Origin of the sequence: Flavivirga algicola (assembly GCF_012910715.1) — a bacterium.
GTDB lineage: Bacteria > Bacteroidota > Bacteroidia > Flavobacteriales > Flavobacteriaceae > Flavivirga > Flavivirga algicola.
This window is the reverse complement of sequence record NZ_JABBHF010000009.1, coordinates 14189-32814: the sequence shown is the minus strand read 5'-3', so window position 1 is coordinate 32814 and position 18626 is coordinate 14189. Positions and strand designations below refer to the sequence as shown.

Sequence of the window (18626 nt, the reverse complement as noted above, 5' to 3'; positions counted from 1 at the left end):
CCTAGAGTCCTATTTATATTCATTATTTAGAGCATTTCACGGAATACAGGGGTGCAAAAACGACGTGATGTATTTATTTTTGTTTACTAAAATTAAAAACGATACAGGTATATAGTATAGATTAACAAATTCGTTTTAATAGAAACTTGACTTAGAAATATTTATGAATAGCAAAAAGAGAATTATTGAAGAGGTCAAAAGGTATGAATGGGATAACGTGGAAGACGTGATAAAATCGATTATCCCTAACATCCTTTTTTCAGTAAACGAAAGCGAATCCAAACCGAATCTTTTGAGTTCAAGGTTTGGAGGGCGTCCAGCAGTACCTGATAACTTTAGTTGGCCTTTGCAATCCAAATCGGAAAATGCCCCTCTGGCGTTTTTCTTTCAGCTAAATTTTGAGGAGATAAAACCCTTTGACGTTGATAATGTGTTGCCAGATCATGGTATACTTTTATGTTTTGCCTCGGTAACTAATGACATCATGTGGGAACATGAGATACCAGATGCTTTTAAGGTGTATTATTTTCCTGGCATAGATAGCCTCTCTTTCGCAGACATTCCTGAGGATATCCCTTCAGAACAACAATTGGCACCAAGAACCATAACTTATAGGGGTAGTTTTCAGCTTCCGAGTTACCCATTTAATTATATATCGAACGGACTATCGGAAGATGATGCAGATGGTATCGATGAGGTTGCAAATACTATGTTCGACGAAGCCTATAATACTACAATGCGAATAGAAATGGCTAAAAGTATTGGCCTTGCTCCCCCAGTTCCTAAGGATGATTTTCACACTTTGTTCAGTCACAATTTAATACTGGGCGTCCCGATTTCTGTACAGCATACTGTCGCGGAAGTGTGGAGCGAAATGTATTGTGGAGAAGATTATAAGGAATCGGAAAACTACGTTAACCTAATCTCATTTGAAATGAAAAACCGTGAAGGATATGGTTTTAGTGACAACGGAGCGCATCTCTACTTGTGCATACATAAAAAAGATTTAAAAAATAAAGAGTTTGAAAAGACTATCTTTATTGTTCAAAATACTTAGGGCTTCATATGATAAATCAATAAAGGGTAATCGCAACTAATAAAAATATGAGAATAAAATAATGACTTTCAACAAATCATAAAAGTTAAGATTAAGTTCATAATAAAACCATTAACTTTATTGTTCTTAAAACCGCTAAATCTGATCATGAAAAAAATTACTTATTTGCTTGTCATCACATGGGTCTTTCTTTCTTGCGAAAAGGAACAAAAATTGTCTACTGAGCATGAGAAGCAAAACGAAGTAAAACAAGAATTTTCGATAATCATTCACGGAGGAGCGGGTACTATTTTAAGAGAAAACATGTCTCCAGATAAAGAGGCAGCTTATAAAGTTAAATTAGAGGAGGCTATTAAAGTTGGTTACAATATATTGAAAAATGGAGGATCTAGTCTTGATGCCGTACAGAAAACCATTAATGTCATGGAAGATTCGCCATTATTTAATGCAGGCAAAGGCGCTGTTTTTACCAATGCTGGAACCAATGAACATGATGCTTCTATCATGGACGGGAAAACTTTAAACGCAGGAGCCTCGGCGGGCACAACTATTGTAAAAAACCCTATAAATTTGGCTCGAGCAATTATGAATAATTCTCCTCATGTTATGTTATCTGGGAATGGCGCCAACACTTTTGCTAAAGAGCAAGGGTTGCAAATTGTGGAACCTGAATATTTTTACACAGAAAAACGCCATAAGTCACTCGAAAAAATAAAAGCATCTGAAAAGCTTGAATTAGATCACGACGATAAAACGGCCTACTTCTATGATGAAGACATTAAAAATTCCAAATTTGGAACGGTTGGTTGTGCTGCACTCGATAAAAACGGAAATTTAGCAGCTGGTACTTCAACGGGAGGTATGAGCAATAAACGCTGGGGGCGCATTGGAGATTCTCCTATTATAGGTGCTGGTACCTATGCTAATAATAATACTTGTGCCATATCCAGCACAGGCTGGGGCGAGTATTTTATTCGTGCGATGGTGGCTCACGACATTTCTGCGCTTATGGCATACAAAAGTTTATCGCTTCAGGAAGCTGCTAAAGAAGTCATACAAAATAAGCTAACAAATTTAGGAGGAACTGGAGGTGTTGTTGCCGTTGATAAAAATGGGAATATGGTCGCAGAATTTAATACTGCGGGGATGTATAGAGCGGCTATGAATGATAAAGGTGAACTATCAATCGGTATTTATAAAGATTAAGCTTTTAAGAACAATTTAACTATAACTCAAAATCTAAAGAACAAAATTTGGACGTAATTAGTTTAACGAGAAACTGCCTACATTTCTTTTTTAAACTCATTTTCATTTAAAACCATCATTTTATGCTATCAAAAAAACTATTTGCTTTTGTGATTCTAATTGCATTGGCAACATCTTGTAAAAAGAAAGTTACTGAAACGGATAACCTATTTAAATTCAAAGATTATATTAGTTACACTTCTTCAGGCTTAACCTCTGTGATGAGTCCTATCGAAATAAATTTAGCAGAAGATGTTGAAGGTTGGGAAATGGGTCAGGAAATTACAGAACCTATTGTTTTGGTAAGTCCGCATGTACAAGGGAAATTAATGGTAGCCAATAAACATGCCTTATTGTTTACTCCAGATGAACCGCTTCAACCAGCTACAGAATACTCTGTTACGGTTAAACTTGATGATATTTATAAAGATATTCCTAAAGATTTTAAAACATATACGTTTCAATTTAAAACCATTACGCCGAGTTTTAATATAGTCACTAACAATCTTCAATCATATAGTAAAAAATGGCAGTATTTAGAAGGGGTTATAAAATCGGCAGATATTATTTCTCTAGATCATGCGAAGCAATTAGTCAAGGCTTCACAAAATGGAAAGGACCTAAGTATTGTATTTGACGAGGCCAATGAAAAAAATAAGATTTTCGATTTTAAAATAGATAGTATTAATCGTTTGACAGACGATAGTAATATTCTTGTTTCCTGGAATGGAAAGCCCATTGGCGCCGATAATGAAGGAGAGAATGACGTTGTGATTCCAGGGATAAATAATTTTACAATTACAAAAACGGATGTTATTCAATCCCCAGAGCAGCATTTATTAATCAATTTTTCAGACCCATTAAAAAAACAGCAGAATTTTGACGGTTTAGTGATGCTTCAAAACGTGAAAAACCCAAAATATGTGGTTGATGGCAATGTATTAAAAGTATATCCAGGTACTAAATTGGTAGGCAATATTCAAGTTGAAGTTTTTCAGGGTATTAAAAACACTGATGGTATAAAACTCAAAAAACCTTTTTCTGAAACTATTGCTTTTGAAGCGTTAAAACCACAGGTGCGTTTAATTAGTAATGGTACTATTTTACCAAATTCGGAGCAATTAAAATTTAATTTCGAAGCTGTAAATCTAAGCGCAGTAGATGTTAGGGTCATTAAAATTTTTGAAGATAATATTCTTCAGTTTTTACAAGATAATAACATGAGCAGTAATAATAGTTATGAAATTAAAAAAGTAGGGCGCCGTATTGCAAAACAAACCATTCCCTTAGTATCTGAGGCTGAAAATACGGGAAAATGGAAGGCATATAGTATAGATCTGTCCAAGTTCTTTAAAGCCGATCCAGGCGCTATTTACCGTATAGAAGTCAGCTTTGATAAAAGCTATTCGTTGTATGATTGCGATGCAGTTGTTAATGTGAATAATGTTGAAAATGGTGATGACTACTATGAAGAAGAATATTATGAAGAAGATTATAGTAATGAAGAAACCACAGAAGATGAAGAATTAAGAGAAGAAGCCTATTGGAATAACCTGAACTACAGATACCGAAATTATTCGTATAATTGGCGTGAGCAAGAAAATCCTTGTCATGATGCTTACTACAATGAAAGCCGCATTGTATCTCAAAATTTAATAGCTTCAAACTTGGGAGTGATTGCAAAAAGAGGTGCCAATAACTCATATTACTTTGCAGTTACTAATATCTTAAACACCAACCCTGAAGCTAATGCTAATGTGGCACTTTATAATTTTCAGCAACAAAAATTAGAAGAAGCCATTACAGACAAAGAAGGTTTAGTACTTATTGATGCAGAAAAGCATGCGTCTTTTGCTATTGTTTCAAAGGGCAACAATGTAAGTTATGTAAAGCTTCATGATGGTAATTCGCTATCCTTGAGTAAGTTTGATGTTTCTGGGAATAGATTACAACGCGGACTTAAAGGGTATATTTATGGTGAACGAGGCGTTTGGAGACCAGGGGATACACTACACTTAACATTTATGTTAAATGACGTGGCCAATAGTCTTCCAAAGCAGCACCCTGTTAAACTGGAAATAACCGACCCTAACGGCAAATTAGTTTTTAAAGAAGTTAGCACAGATAACGTTAATAACTTTTTCAAGTTTACAGTTCCTACATCTTCAGAGGATAAAACAGGAAATTACAATGCAAAAATCTCTGTTGGTGGTGCTAAATTTCACAAAGGTTTAAAAATAGAAACGGTAAAGCCTAACCGATTAAAAATTAAAGTTGATTTTGAAAATGACGTTCTAACTAGTACAGAACCTTTAAAAGGCATCCTTGATGTTAAATGGCTTCATGGTGCGCCAGGAAAAAATTTAAAAGCAGAAATAAAAGCAAAATTCAGTAGCTCATATTCTGGTTTTAAAAATTATAAAGGTTATGTTTTTAAAGACCCTACACGACAATTTAATACTGAAGAGATTAATGTTTTTGAAGGGAAAGTAAATGAGGAAGGTCTGGCCAATATCACGAATAAAATAGCCGTTGGTAAGAATGCTCCAGGCATGTTAAACGTTCAGTTTTTAGTACGTGCATTCGAAAATGGAGGTGATTTCTCATTAGACGCTTTCACAAAGAAATATGCGCCTTATGAGTCTTTTGTCGGTTTACGTTCGCCAAAAGGCAACGCTTACGGCTCTTATTATACAGACGAAAATCAAAGTTTTGATCTGGTGGTAGTTGATGCCAAAGGAAAGCCTATAAAACGAAATAATCTGGAAGTTAAAGTTTATAAAATTGAATGGCGCTGGTGGTGGAACTCGTCTTACGATAACTTATCAAGTTATGTTTCCAGTAGCTATCACAGACCGTATTTAAGTTCTAAAATAAATACCGATGCTAAAGGGAAAGCAACATTGAACATAAACATTCCAGACAATGAGCGCGGTCGTTACCTTATAAGAATAAAAGACCCTGTAAGCGGTCATGCTACAGGAAGAACCGCCTATTTTTATAAAAACTGGTGGCAAAACTCATCTTCTGGTGATAAAAGTGCTGCAAAAATGCTTGTTTTTTCGGCAGATAAAGAAAAGTACAATGTTGGAGAAACAGCGAAGGTTACTTTTCAGTCGGGGAGTGAAGGTCGTGCCTTGGTAAGCATAGAAAACGGGACTGAAGTGTTGGATTATAAATGGATAAAAACGAAGCCAGGAGAAACGATTGTTGATATTCCAGTAACGTCAGAAATGGCTCCTAATGTGTTCATTAATATTTCATTGTTACAACCGCATGCTATTTCGGCCAACGATTTACCAATTCGTTTATTTGGGGTAATTCCTATTTTGGTTGAAGACCCGAATACGAAATTAGAGCCTGTATTAAAAATGCCTGAAACCTTGCGGCCAGAGCAAGAGTTTGAGGTGACTGTTTCAGAAAAAAATAAAAAAGCAATGACCTATACCATTGCTATGGTTGAAGAAGGCCTTTTGGATTTAACACGATTTAAAACACCAAATGCATGGAGTTCCTTTTATGCTCGTGAAGCTCTGGGCGTGAAAACCTGGGATGTTTTTGATGATGTTATTGGTGCCTATTCTGGTAGCATCGACCAGGTATTTGCAATTGGGGGTGATGGAAGTGCCGCAGGAGGAAAAAATAAAAAAGCAAACCGTTTTAAACCTGTGGTTACTTATTTAGGGCCATTTACTTTGGAAGCAGGCAGTCGTAAAACCCATAAAATAAAAATGCCAAACTATATTGGGGCTGTAAGAATTATGGTGGTTGCCGGAAATAATAAAACCGAAGCTTATGGTAGTACAGACAAATCGGTTCAAGTTAAAAAGCCATTGATGGTACTGGCATCGCTTCCGCGAAAATTAAGCCCGGGCGAAAAAGTAACCCTTCCTATAACTGTTTTTGCCATGGAACCTAAGGTTAAAAACGTAAACATTAGTTTGAAACTTAGCAACGGGATTTCTATAGTTGGAGATAAATCGAAATCACTCACTTTTGCCAAACCAGACGAGCAAATGGCATATTTCGAATTGGATGTTAGTAAAGCTAAAGGGGTTAATACTGTTGAGGTCATTGCCTCTGGAAATGGCGAAAAATCAACTTATAAAGTAGAATTGGATGTTATGAATCCAAATCCTATAACATCAAAACCTATAGACCAAACTTTAGAAGCCAAAGCGGCGGAGTCGATAGCATTTTCAACATTCGGAGTTTACGGTACTAATTCGGTCACTCTGGAATTTTCTACCATGCCTCCAATGGATTTTTCACGCAGATTACAATACTTGATTCGATATCCACATGGTTGTGTAGAGCAAACAACATCGAGCGTATTTCCGCAGTTGTTTTTAAATGATATTTTCGATTTAACACATGATAAAAAGCAAAAAATCAAAGATAATATTGAAAAAGGTATTAAACGTTTAGGTCATTTTCAAAGACCAAATGGTGGTTTAAGTTACTGGATGGGAGAGAACGATACTAACGATTGGGGTACCAGTTATGCAGGTCATTTTATGCTTGAAGCCGAAAAGAAAGGTTTTGTTTTACCGCTCACTTTTAAGAGTAATTGGATTAAATATCAGCAAGAGACTGCCAGAAGTTGGAGACCTAGTTATCGATCCTATAATTCCGATTTAGCTCAGGCTTATAGGCTTTACACACTGGCTCTAGCGGGGCAAGCAGACTTAGCAGCCATGAACAGATTACGTGAGTTTAGCGAAATATCGAATGAAGCCAAATGGCGATTGGCCGCAGCCTATGCGCTAGCTGGGCAAAAAGAAGCTAGCGAGTCTATTTCGAAATCGGCTAATATTAATTTTAAACCTGTTCGCTATAATTATTATACATATGGTTCTGTTGATAGAAACCGTGCTATGGCCTTAGAAACCATGGTGCTTACTAAAGATTCGAAAACACGTGAGCTGGCTCAATATATTGCCAAAGATTTATCAAGCAACCGTTGGATGAGTACACAAACCACCGCTTATAGTTTATTAGCTATTGCGAAAATGGTAAATGCTAACGGAGGTAAAGCACTTCATGTCACTTATACCATAAACGGAAAAACAGAAACCATAGATACAAAAAGTGCGATTGCACAACGTGAATTAAAAGTTATCGATGGAGAAAACGCTTTATCTTTTACTAATAATAAAGACAATATTGTTTATGTACGTGTTTTAAATTCTGGGAAATTACCTTTGGGGCAAGAGTTAGCTGAACAACGCGGATTGAGCGTTTCGGTTCAATACAAAGATTTAAGAGGAAATTTAATTAATATCTCCGAACTGCAACAAGGCCAGGATTTTGTAGCCACTGTAAAAGTTAGTAATCTTAAAAATGAAGCTGTTAATGATGTGGCCTTAACGCAGATCTTTCCATCGGGTTGGGAAATTGTAAATACTCGTTTTACAGATTTTGGAAATACCACAATAAGCCAAGCGAGGTTTACAGATATTAGAGACGATCGTGTTAATTTCTATTTCGATTTACAACGGAAAGGCAGGCAGAACACCAAAACCTTTAATGTGATGCTAAATGCGTCATATTTGGGTACTTACTATCTACCAGGCATTCAGGCAGAAGCCATGTACGATAATGAGTATTTGGTAAGAACCAAAGGGAAATGGGTGACTGTTAGGAAATAATTTTTTTGAAAAGATGAGGTATGGAAAGTCATTGTAATTTGATTTGTCAGGTTGAGCTTGTCGAAACCGATATTGACTATCAGTAAGTTAAAAATATTTCGACAGGCTCAATATGACTTACGTTTTACTTTCCATACCTCATCTTTTCAAAGTAAAATGCCCTGTGAATTTTTGGTTATCTACAATAATAACATACCAATAGTCTCCTGTAGGAAGCAATTCGTTATTAAATGTACCATCCCATGAGAAAGGTGTATTTACAGCATTTTTCAATAATTTACCATATCGGTCAAAAATAGATACTTGAGAGCTGTTAAAGTATTCTATGCCCCCTAAATGAAATCTATCATGATAGCCATCATTATTAGGTGTGAAAAATTTAGGAATATAAAAATGTAAGTGAGAAGTAAACACGATATCATTACAATTCCTTCCTCTTATTGCTATTGTATATCGGCCTCCAGGAATATCCTTAAAAATGTTACTTGATTGAAATATGTTTCCATCTAAGGAATATAGAAAATCACCAGTGTTAGCTGTGGTAATTATAATATCATTTCCATCAGACTGAACACTTTCTAGAATGGGTACTTCAATTTCCACAACATTAAAGTTCCTTGTTTCAAAAATACAATTGGTCGAGCTACTTATTTCAACAGAATATACCCCAGAGGAAGGTATTGTTATAGCACTTAATGTTTGCCCAGTACTCCATAAATATATAGGGTTTGGGATAGTTGTGCTAGTTTCTAACGGTGGTGGACTATCTCCATTACAAAAAGTAACATCTTCATTAAAGACTTGTCCAGATCTAGTTCCTGTAATATCCCAGGAACAAGTGGCATTGTTAAATGTTGCAGTTTCCCAACATTCCAATCCAGTTGGTAAAGGGTCTTGAGTTCCTGTAACATCCCAAGAGCAAGTGGTGTTATTAAACACTGCGGCTTCCCAACATTCCAACCCAGTTGGTATGGGGTCTTGAATTCCCGTAATATCCCATGTGCAAGTCGCTGCGTTAAATGTTGCGGTTTGCCAGCATTCAGTAAAAGGTTGCGAAGGATCTGGAGTAATATTAATTTCAAAAATATCAGAAACCGTGTTACATGATGTATTATTGACATTAACGGCCGATTCGGCAACTTTCGATCGATAATAGGTTGTGGTGTTAATTCCTGTTACAGATATCATTGGACTTGTTTCTCCTAGGAGGTCGTTCCAAACAATTCCATCTGTGCTCTCCTGCCATTGATAAAAATGCGAGTTAAAAACAGTATGGTCTGGAACAGCAGTTAAGGTGGTGCTATAAGGTGTTTGACTACTGCATAGGTTGATACTATTATTGTTTGAAGAATCTTCAACAATAATACTGTCTCCGCAACTTTGAAAAACAATATCATCTATAGCTAAGTCGTTACCGTAACCGCCTATACCATTATTTACCATTTTTAATATGACGGAATTCTCCCCGGCATTAGTTAGAAAAGAAAAAGCAAATTCAAGCCATTCACCATTTTCAGAACTTAAAGCCCCAAAGAAATCACCTGTGTCTGCAGAGCTAAGTAAAGTGGTATCTGTACTATCCCAAATTTCAAATGTCACATTACATGGGTTTGGGGTACTGCCTCCAACTAATAAATCTCTAGGGGTTAAATTTTTAACCCAAGACGAAAAGGTGTAGGTTGTATTTTCGCAAAGTCCAGTAACGGGCAATCTGTAAAATTCCCCACGAGTAAAACTCGCATTTACGACTAACATTCTACCATTGGAATCTCCTGGGGTATGATCGTCTTCATTAAACCAATTCCACTGTTGATAGTTCATGTTAGATACCGTATATAAACCATCTGCAAATATGGCTGGTGGATTGCCTAAAAAACCGTATGTAGTAGACCCAGGTGCTGGTAAGGATACATGTTGGGTTACTGCACTTGGTGCAGTGCCAAAATCTTCGGTAAATATTGGATCTCCAGAATTCCCGGAACAGGCTCCTAATTGCGCATAAGATCCTTTTGTAACTATAAAGGCTATTAATGCCAAAAATATTTTATACTTAAATGTCGAGTTCAAACAAAATATAGTTTTCAAATAGCTATATTAGTATTTTTATCTAAAAAATGATTATTAACTAACTGTATAATAACTTAACAAAAGAGATTTATACTAAATTCCTATGCACGCGCGAGACATTTTAAAACACGAAAAACATAGGTCTTTTAAATATCCAAATCGAAAATGGACCTATTACCAAGAGTGGAATAAAGCTATTTTTTTGCACTGGGAAGTAAACCCTGAATTGATAGAGCCTTATCTACCAAAGGGTATTAAATTAGATATTATTAACGGGAAAACATGGCTGAGTTTAGTAGCATTTGATATGAATAATATTGGAATAAAAAACGTGCCCAAAATTCCATACATTTCAGATTTCCAAGAAATCAATATTCGTGTTTATGTTATTTACAATAACAAACCGAGTGTTTATTTTTTAAGTATGGAAGGCAGTAAAAAAGCTTCTTGTGTTCTTTTAAAAATGTTATCTAAGTTCCCTTATCGTTTTTCGAGAATGAATAGAAATGAAACTGATTATTCGTCTCAAAACTCAGTTTTTAATGATTGTTTTCATGTTTCTTATAAGTTAGATAATAAGCCAGTACAAAAAGATGAAATAGATTTGTGGCTTACCGAACGCTATGCGGTTTTTCAGGACTATAAAAGGCATATTATTGAATATGATGTGCATCATATCGAGTGGCCCATGCAAAACATTGTTACCAATAAATTGGAGATTAATTATCCTCGGTTTAAACACCTTATAAATAATAGGCCTCATAAAATTCATTTTTCAAGCGGTGTTCAAGTATTGACTTGGAACAAGGTTAAACATCCTATATAATTTCTTCTTAATAAAAAAACTTACATTTTTAGTGGGGTTTGAAAAGTAAATCCAAAGCCATATTGAGCACTTCGGCTACGTTCGGCACTGGCTCTGTCGAAATATTTTAAATTACAGATAGTGAGTGTCGATTTCGGCAAGGGTCTGGGTGAAGCCTAAGGACCCAAGCAGACAAATCAAATCATAAAGACTTCTTCTTTTCTTAAGAAACATAGTCTATTCCCATTTTAACCATACGTTATATTAATTGATACAAAAAGTATTGATTATCACAAAAAACAAATCTTGTCAATATTTTGTCTAGGAAGTTATTATAACAAGATATTGTCTCACTATTAAATTTGCGAATATTAAGTATAACTTTATTTATTAAAACTAATGCCATATTAAAATGAGTAAGACATTAATATATATTTATATCATTATTTTTTTTATTTCTTGCGGTGGAAATTCTGAAGAAATACCACCTGTAACCGAAACTCCAAAGGAAGAAATACCTAAAGAAGAAGAGAAAGAAGAAACACCAACAGAAGAAACAGACTTTAGTAAAATAGAAGTTCCCGCAAATCCCGGAGATGGAATGAAATGGGAATTTCAAGCAGACATTTCTGATGCTTTTGATTATGAATACCCAGGCGAATCCAAATTGACTGAATTTGGTGAAAACAAATGGACTAACTTTTATCACAATACTTGGGAAGGACCAGGGCCAACTATTTGGAAGCATGAAAACACGTCTGTTTCTGGGGGTAATTTACGATTAAAGACCACTAGGGAGCCCGGTGAAATGAAAACTTATGATACTGGTAATGGAGACAAAACAGATAAAGCAACTCGTCTTGGATGTATAACATCAACTAAAAGAGTAAAGTACCCTGTTTTTGTTGAAGCTAGAGTAAAAGTTGCCAATGCCTTTTTTGCTTCAGATATTTGGATGTTGAGTCCTGATGATACTCAAGAAATAGATATTTTAGAAGCTTATGGTGCACAAAACCCCAGAAATGAACAATCTTGGTTTAGCGAAAGACTACATATAAGCCACCACGTATTTATTAGAACACCATTTCAAGATTATCAACCAAAAGACAGTAGTACATGGTATAAAGATCCAACGGGGGAGTATCCTTTTTGGTCTAATGACTGGATTCGTATTGGAGTGTACTGGAAAAGTCCAACCTATCTGGAGTATTATTTAAATGGTACACTTATTAAAGTTATGGATAATTTAGATACTGTAGGAGGTAAAGATGGTATAGACCCATTAAATTATACATCACCAACAGGAAATCCTGCTGATAGGACAGGTTTAAATAAAGAAATGGATATCATTATTAATGCCGAGGTACAAAATTGGAATGCTGATAAAGGAAGAATGCCAACAGATGAAGAAATTAGTAATTCGCCAGAAGAACATACATTAAAAGTAGATTGGATACGAATATTTAAACCTGTACAGGAATAATAACTCTTAACTTTTAATGGAAAGAGCGTTCCGAATTTTAAATTCGGAACGCTCTTTTTTTTCTTTACAGAAAAGATGGGCTAATAAAGTCAAAATAAAAACGTCGTTTACCAATTATTAATTAAATTTATCTTAAAATACATCTAAACCAAATGCGCATTGAGTATATATTTTAAGTGATACGATTAATAACCTACATAAAACGTCATAAAATTAAATCGGCGATACTTGCTGTGTTATTGATTGTATATTATTTCTGTTTACCAGGGCAACTTTTTAAGGATTCAACGGCCACTGTTATTACCAGTGCAGATCATGAATTGTTGGGAGCTCAAATTGCTAAAGATGGTCAATGGCGATTTCCGAAAAATGACAGTATTCCAGAAAAATTTAAAACCTGTATTATTCAATTTGAAGATGAATATTTTTATAAGCACCCTGGATTTAATCCCATATCAATTTTTAAAGCATTAAGAGATAACTTTAAATCAGGTACTGTGAAGCGGGGTGGAAGTACCATTACGCAACAAGTTATTAGGCTATCTCGAAAGGGACGGCCGAGAACATATTTCGAAAAGTTAAAAGAGATTATTTTGGCAACCCGATTAGAACTTCGGGAATCAAAAGATAAAATATTAGCCTATTATAGCAGCTATGCTCCTTTTGGAGGAAATGTGGTGGGGTTAGATGCTGCCTCGTGGCGTTATTTTAATAGAAACTCAAGTCAATTATCTTGGGCAGAAAGTGCCACATTGGCTGTTTTACCCAATGCGCCTAGTTTGATTTATCCAGGCAAAAATCAAGAACGACTATTAAAAAAACGGGACCGTCTTTTAAAAAAACTCTTAGAAAACACTATTATTGATTCTTTAACCTATCAATTATCAATTGCTGAAAGGCTACCGCAGAAGCCATATCCTTTACCGCAAATAGCACCTCATTTATTGCAAAAAATATCCAAGACCAACCACGGAAAACGAATACAAACAACTATTGATGCTAAACTTCAGCAACGTGTAAACTATATTGTAAAAAGCCATTACAATCAATTAAGACAGAATGAAATTCATAATGCAGCGGTATTGGTTTTAGAAGTAAAAACCAGAAAAGTTTTGACTTATGTAGGTAATACACCAACAGATAAAGACCATCAAAAAGATGTTGACATTATCGACAAACCTAGAAGTACAGGCAGTATTTTAAAGCCTTTTTTATATGCTGCTATGCTAGATGCTGGGGATTTGTTACCTAATACACTTGTGGCTGATGTACCTACGCAATTTGGAAGCTATAACCCCGAAAATTATGACAAAACATACGATGGTGCCGTTCCTGCAAGTAGAGCCTTGTCACGTTCATTAAATGTTCCATCGGTAAGAATGCTTAAAGAATTTGGTTTAGATCGGTTTTATCATTACCTAAAAGAGTTGCAATTAAAAGATTTAAAGTATAATGCTAACCATTACGGCTTGTCGCTTATTTTAGGAGGTGCAGAAAGCAACCTCTGGGATTTATGCAAAAGCTATGCAGCGCTCTCTTCAACATTAAATCATTTTTCTGAGACCTCAAGTGAGTATTTTACAAATGAGTTTTGCGAACCAACATTTTTAGCTTCCAATAACATCGATTTTGGGGACAAAATGGGTGACAAGACACTTTTTGATGCAGCATCTGTTTATTTGACTTATGAAAGTTTAAAAGAAGTCAACAGACCAGAAAGTGATGAAAGCTGGGAGTTTTTTGATGATTCCAAACAAATTGCATGGAAAACAGGTACTAGTTTTGGATTTCGGGATGCCTGGGCTATTGGTACGACTAAAGATTATGTTGTTGGGGTTTGGGTTGGTAATGCTGATGGGGAAGGAAGGCCAGGGCTGGTCGGTGTACAAACAGCAGCACCTATTTTGTTTGATGTGTTTGATCTACTACCAAATAGTGATTGGTTTTCTGAACCTTTTGACGAAATGAAGGAGGTATCTATTTGCAAACAAAGTGGGCATAGAGCCTCTATAAATTGTAATTCCGTCGAGCAAAAGTTGGTGCAAATAAGTGGTTTAAAAACAAAGCCATGTCCTTACCACATATTAATTCATGTTGATCGCAATGAATCGTTTCAAGTAAATACCTCTTGTGAAGATTTAAGCAATATCACACATAAATCCTGGTTTGTTTTACCACCTTTAATGGCATATTATTATAAAACCAAAAACCCATTTTACAAACCACTGCCAAGGTTTAGAAGTGATTGCTTAGGCGCACAGACCGTTTCTATGGAATTTATTTATCCAAAAGAAAATAATACTATTTTTTTACCAAAAGATTTTGATGGAAAGACAAATGATCTTGTTTTAAAAATGGCACATTCTAAGCCAGAAAGCATTTTGTTTTGGTATATAGATGACACTTTTATAGGAAGCACGAAAGATATTCATGATATGGCCATTAAACCGAAGCAAGGAATACATATAATTACTGTTGTGGATGAGTTTGGGAATGAGGCAAAACGAAAAATTACAATTTCAGACTAATTATTTCTTACAAACGTTTTCACCATACTATGATCCGATTTAAAGGTCCCCACCTTTACTGTTTTAAGAATTTCTAAATCTTTAGAAACCCAGATATGGTCTAAGGACAATAGGGGCATATTCCAAAACCAGGTTTCTCTAAAGCCATTTCCTTTTTCTGAAAAAGCATGATTGAAATTCGTTTTAATAGTATCTAAGTACATCGATTCATAAGGAACATTAAAGTCTCCAAGAATCACGGTATTATCGGTTTTTTGAATCAAAGCATTTACAAAACCTAATTCCCATTCACGGGGCACATCGATACTTGCAGATACATCAAACACATAAAAATTAATACCTTGGGTTTCGAAATTTATAAAGTTGGATTTGTATTTTGATGTCGTTTCATTTATAATTTTTAATGGTGTTTTTGAAAAGATACTAATCCCTCTAATCGATCTATAAAAATTATAATTGGGGTATTTTTGTTGAAACGTGCTTACCTGAAATTTACCATGTTCTACTAGAGCAAGGACATCTGGGATACTTCCGTTAACCTCAAAGGCTTCTTCAAAATCCCTTTCGTGGGTTGCGTTCCAAAAAACCACTTCAATGTCTGTTTCTTCAATGGTATCTGCAATATGAATTCTAAAACTTCGCCATAGCCAAATAATTAGTAAAACACCTGCTAATATGAGCTGATACTTCCTCTTTTTTAGAAAAATGGAAAGCACTAAAACAATAAAGATAATTATAGGTAAAGGAAAGGTGTAAAAATATAAAGAAGCCTCGTAACTACTTTCCTTTAAAACAAAATGAATGGTCAACAATGCTATGATTATTATAACATTAATAACCTTAAATAGGTACTTTAAGAATCTTACCATTCTATCGTAAAGGAAATCCTTTACCTGCCCACCATGGGTGTATTTCAATTTCTAGACGCCCTGCTTTTACCATGGGGTCGGCGTTTGCCAAGCTATCAGCCATTTTTAATGTTGGGACATTGTAAATAGTAATTCCGCGAATGTCTCCATCATCTCCAAAAGGTCCCGAAATATCTGCATAGCCCAACTCGTACATTTCATATAAATGTGCTAAATGTTCTTTTTGTAACAAAGCAGTTTCTTCTTCATTTTGCCCTCTAATAGGTCCTTTTTTTAAAAACGCTATAAAATATTGTTGCATTAAAATAGTGTCCTGTGTTTTTTCATCAACAAAGTCAAAAACCTTAAAACCTTTTAAGGTAAGTTCTTCTTTAATTTGCTTTGTTGTTTTTTTTATAGGCTCCTGTATAGCTTCTACTATAGAATCTGCCTTTTCTTCGGTAACTTCCGTAGTGTTTTCTTTAATATCTGAGACAGATGCTTTAACGCTTTCTTTACATGAAAAAAGAAGGCATGTAAAAAAGATGAGTACGATTAAATTTTTCATGATTATGTTTTTTTTAATTATGACCAGGATTTATAAGGCTGTTTACTTAATTGTGAATTGTAATATTTTATATGTCCAGTAACTTCTTCTCCTAACCAAGAGGGCTTTTCAAAAGCTTCATCTTCATTACCTAATTCAACTTCTGCAATGACTAAACCTTCATTGATACCAAAAAACTCATCGATTTCAAAAATATGATTTTTAACCTTTACTTCATAACGAATTTTATCAATAACTCCTGATTCACAAATATTTAAAAGTGATTCGGCTTCGGTTTTAGAAATTTCTTTTTCCCATTCAAATCGTGAGAGCCCATCTTGAGATGATTGCCCTTTAACGGTTAAATACCCAAAATCATCTTTCAGCCTAACACGCACCGTACGCGCTTTGTGCGTATTTAAAAAACCCTGAATAATTCTGGTACTCTTAAAAGCTTCGTTTTTATAAACGTTAGATGTTACTAAAAATTTACGTTCTATTTCTACCATAACAATGCCTACGAAAGGAGGTATCTTATTAATTTTATTCAAATCTCATCAATTGAGATTCCTGCCTCCTTAGGAATTCATAAATTTACAGTATGTTTGGCGATTTACCAATACGAAAAATAATACACGTCGATATGGATGCATTTTATGCCTCTGTAGAGCAAATGGATAATCCTGAGCTTGAAGGAAAGGCTATTGCTGTTGGTGGTGGGGGAAAACGAGGGGTGATTAGTGCTGCTAGCTATGAAGCCAGAAAATTTGGTGTAAAAAGTGCTATGGCTGGTAATTTAGCTTCTAAATTATGTCCAGATTTAATTTTTGTAAGGCCACGTTTTGAAAGGTATAGTGAAATTTCTAAAAAAATTAAACGGATCTTTTATGACTATACCGATTTGGTAGAACCCCTTTCACTAGATGAAGCTTATTTAGATGTTACCGAAAACAAAAAAGGAAACCCGAGTGCCTCTTTAATTGCTGAAGAAATTCGTGAACGCATTTTTAAAGAGATAGGGTTAACAGCTTCGGCAGGTATTTCCATTAACAAGTTTATTGCTAAGGTAGCGAGCGATTATAATAAGCCTAACGGACAAAAAACGATAAACCCTGAGGAAGTCATAGCGTTTTTAGAACAATTGGATATTAGAAAATTTTATGGTGTAGGTAAGGTCACTGCCGAAAAAATGTATCAAAAAGGGATTTTTACGGGATTGGATTTAAAAAGTAAATCGTTAGAGTACTTAGACAAGCATTTTGGAAAATCTGGATGTTATTATTACTATGTCGTCAGAGGTATTCATAATAGTGAAGTGAGACCTAACAGAATAAGAAAATCGTTGGCTGCCGAACGTACGTTTAGAGAAAACTTATCTAGTGAAGTATTTATGCTTGAAAAACTGGACCATATTGCCGAGGAGGTTTCACGACGTTTGACTAAAAGTAATGTAGCAGGCAAAACAGTTACGCTGAAGATAAAGTATAGTGATTTTACATTGCAAACAAGAAGTAAAACATTACCATACTTTATGAGTGACAAGAGTATCATTTTAGAAACTGCCAAGGATTTGCTATATCAGGAAAAATTAAATAATTCGGTTCGTTTATTGGGTATTTCAATGTCGAATTTAAATACCGAAATCAAAAAAAAACCTGAAAAAAAAAGCGTCAGTGTTCAGTTAAAATTTGAGTTTTAGGTTAAACTTCATAAAACATTTGTCTCATAATATTTTAAAGAGAAATAAACTATTTAGGTTTTTAAAGGTCTAAATGAAAACAGTGTTGTTTTTTAATTGACAGATCTTTATTAACAAACCTTGACGAACGAAGCTAATTTTGTAAAAGAACTAACCAGTGCAAAGGGTAAAGAAAAAGCATTTGCAAAACTGCTAGACCTTTATCAGGAACGGTTGTATTGGCATATCCGTAAATTAGTAATTACTCACGAAAATGCCGATGATGTTCTTCAAAATACATTTTTAAGAATTTACAAAAGCTTACCTAATTTTAAACAACAAAGTTCGCTTCATACTTGGATGTATAGAATTGCCTATAATGAATCTCTTAGGTTTTTAGAAAAAAATAATAAACAAAACAACGTATCTATTAATGATGTTAACAATGCCTATCTAAATACCCTTGTAGGTGATGTTTTTTTTGATAGTAATGAGGCTCAACTAAAACTACAACGTATTTTATCTGGACTACCAGTGAGGGAAAGAGAAATATTTCAAATGAAATATTTTGACGATTTAACTTTTAGGGAAATAGAGGAGGTTATAAGTGTAAAGGTGAGTACTATAAAATCGTCTTACTACAATACAGTAAGTCATATTGAAAAAAATATGCTCTCTGTTCAACTTTTAACAAAAACACAGGTCTAAGTAAATAAC

At 34.8% G+C, this 18626-nt stretch carries 12 protein-coding genes; 8 read left to right on the top strand and 4 right to left on the bottom strand.

Annotated features, from left to right (window positions below; all coding sequences use genetic code 11):
* Positions 1-163 precede the first annotated feature (163 nt).
* The 3 genes from HHX25_RS15210 (at position 164) to HHX25_RS15200 (ending at position 7953) form a co-directional block, all read left to right on the top strand.
* Complete coding sequence (locus tag HHX25_RS15210; RefSeq protein ID WP_169675277.1) at positions 164-1057, top strand: DUF1963 domain-containing protein; 894 nt, start codon at positions 164-166, stop codon at positions 1055-1057.
* A 147-nt stretch (positions 1058-1204) separates the two neighbouring features.
* A complete protein-coding gene (locus tag HHX25_RS15205) occupies positions 1205-2263 on the top strand; it encodes an isoaspartyl peptidase/L-asparaginase family protein (RefSeq protein WP_169675275.1) in 1059 nt (352 codons plus the stop codon).
* 122 nt (positions 2264-2385) lie between these two features.
* The gene (locus HHX25_RS15200) at positions 2386-7953 is read left to right on the top strand and encodes an alpha-2-macroglobulin family protein (protein WP_169675273.1); all 5568 of its coding nucleotides are present in this window, start codon (positions 2386-2388) and stop codon (positions 7951-7953) included.
* A gap of 138 nt (positions 7954-8091) precedes the next feature.
* Here the strand turns inward: HHX25_RS15200 and HHX25_RS15195 are convergent, their stop codons facing one another.
* Positions 8092-10020, bottom strand: coding sequence for a T9SS type B sorting domain-containing protein (locus HHX25_RS15195; RefSeq protein WP_169675271.1), 1929 nt, complete (start codon positions 10018-10020; stop codon positions 8092-8094).
* A 103-nt stretch (positions 10021-10123) separates the two neighbouring features.
* Between HHX25_RS15195 and HHX25_RS15190 the strand changes: the two genes are divergently transcribed.
* The 3 genes from HHX25_RS15190 (at position 10124) to pbpC (ending at position 14836) form a co-directional block, all read left to right on the top strand.
* A complete protein-coding gene (locus HHX25_RS15190; RefSeq protein WP_169675269.1) occupies positions 10124-10846 on the top strand; it encodes a YqjF family protein in 723 nt (240 codons plus the stop codon).
* A gap of 391 nt (positions 10847-11237) precedes the next feature.
* Complete coding sequence (locus HHX25_RS15185) at positions 11238-12308, top strand: LamG domain-containing protein (RefSeq protein WP_169675267.1); 1071 nt, start codon at positions 11238-11240, stop codon at positions 12306-12308.
* Between the two features lie 176 nt (positions 12309-12484).
* Positions 12485-14836: a penicillin-binding protein 1C gene (gene pbpC / locus HHX25_RS15180; protein WP_169675265.1), complete on the top strand. Its 2352-nt coding sequence runs from the start codon at positions 12485-12487 to the stop codon at positions 14834-14836.
* On the opposite strand, the gene HHX25_RS15175 is transcribed toward pbpC, so the two are convergent.
* The 3 genes from HHX25_RS15175 to HHX25_RS15165 are packed head-to-tail and all read right to left on the bottom strand — an operon-like array spanning position 14833 to position 16740.
* Entirely contained in the window at positions 14833-15753 is a 921-nt protein-coding gene (locus HHX25_RS15175) for an endonuclease/exonuclease/phosphatase family protein (protein ID WP_169675263.1), read from the bottom strand. The two genes, pbpC and HHX25_RS15175, sit on opposite strands and share 4 nt — an antisense overlap.
* The gene (locus tag HHX25_RS15170; RefSeq protein WP_169675261.1) at positions 15707-16252 is read right to left on the bottom strand and encodes a YciI family protein; all 546 of its coding nucleotides are present in this window, start codon (positions 16250-16252) and stop codon (positions 15707-15709) included. Before HHX25_RS15170 ends, HHX25_RS15175 begins: the two co-directional genes overlap by 47 nt.
* A 17-nt stretch (positions 16253-16269) precedes the next feature.
* On the bottom strand, positions 16270-16740 hold the full coding sequence (locus tag HHX25_RS15165) for a CYTH domain-containing protein (protein WP_169675586.1): 471 nt from the start codon (positions 16738-16740) through the stop codon (positions 16270-16272).
* Between the two features lie 92 nt (positions 16741-16832).
* On the opposite strand from HHX25_RS15165, the gene dinB reads away from it, so the two are divergent.
* Positions 16833-17930 (top strand): DNA polymerase IV, encoded by a 1098-nt coding sequence (gene dinB / locus HHX25_RS15160; RefSeq protein ID WP_169675258.1) that lies wholly within the window; start codon positions 16833-16835, stop codon positions 17928-17930.
* Positions 17931-18050: 120 nt separating this feature from the next.
* Positions 18051-18617, top strand: a complete 567-nt coding sequence (locus HHX25_RS15155) for an RNA polymerase sigma factor (RefSeq protein ID WP_169675251.1) — start codon at positions 18051-18053, stop codon at positions 18615-18617.
* Positions 18618-18626 lie beyond the last annotated feature (9 nt).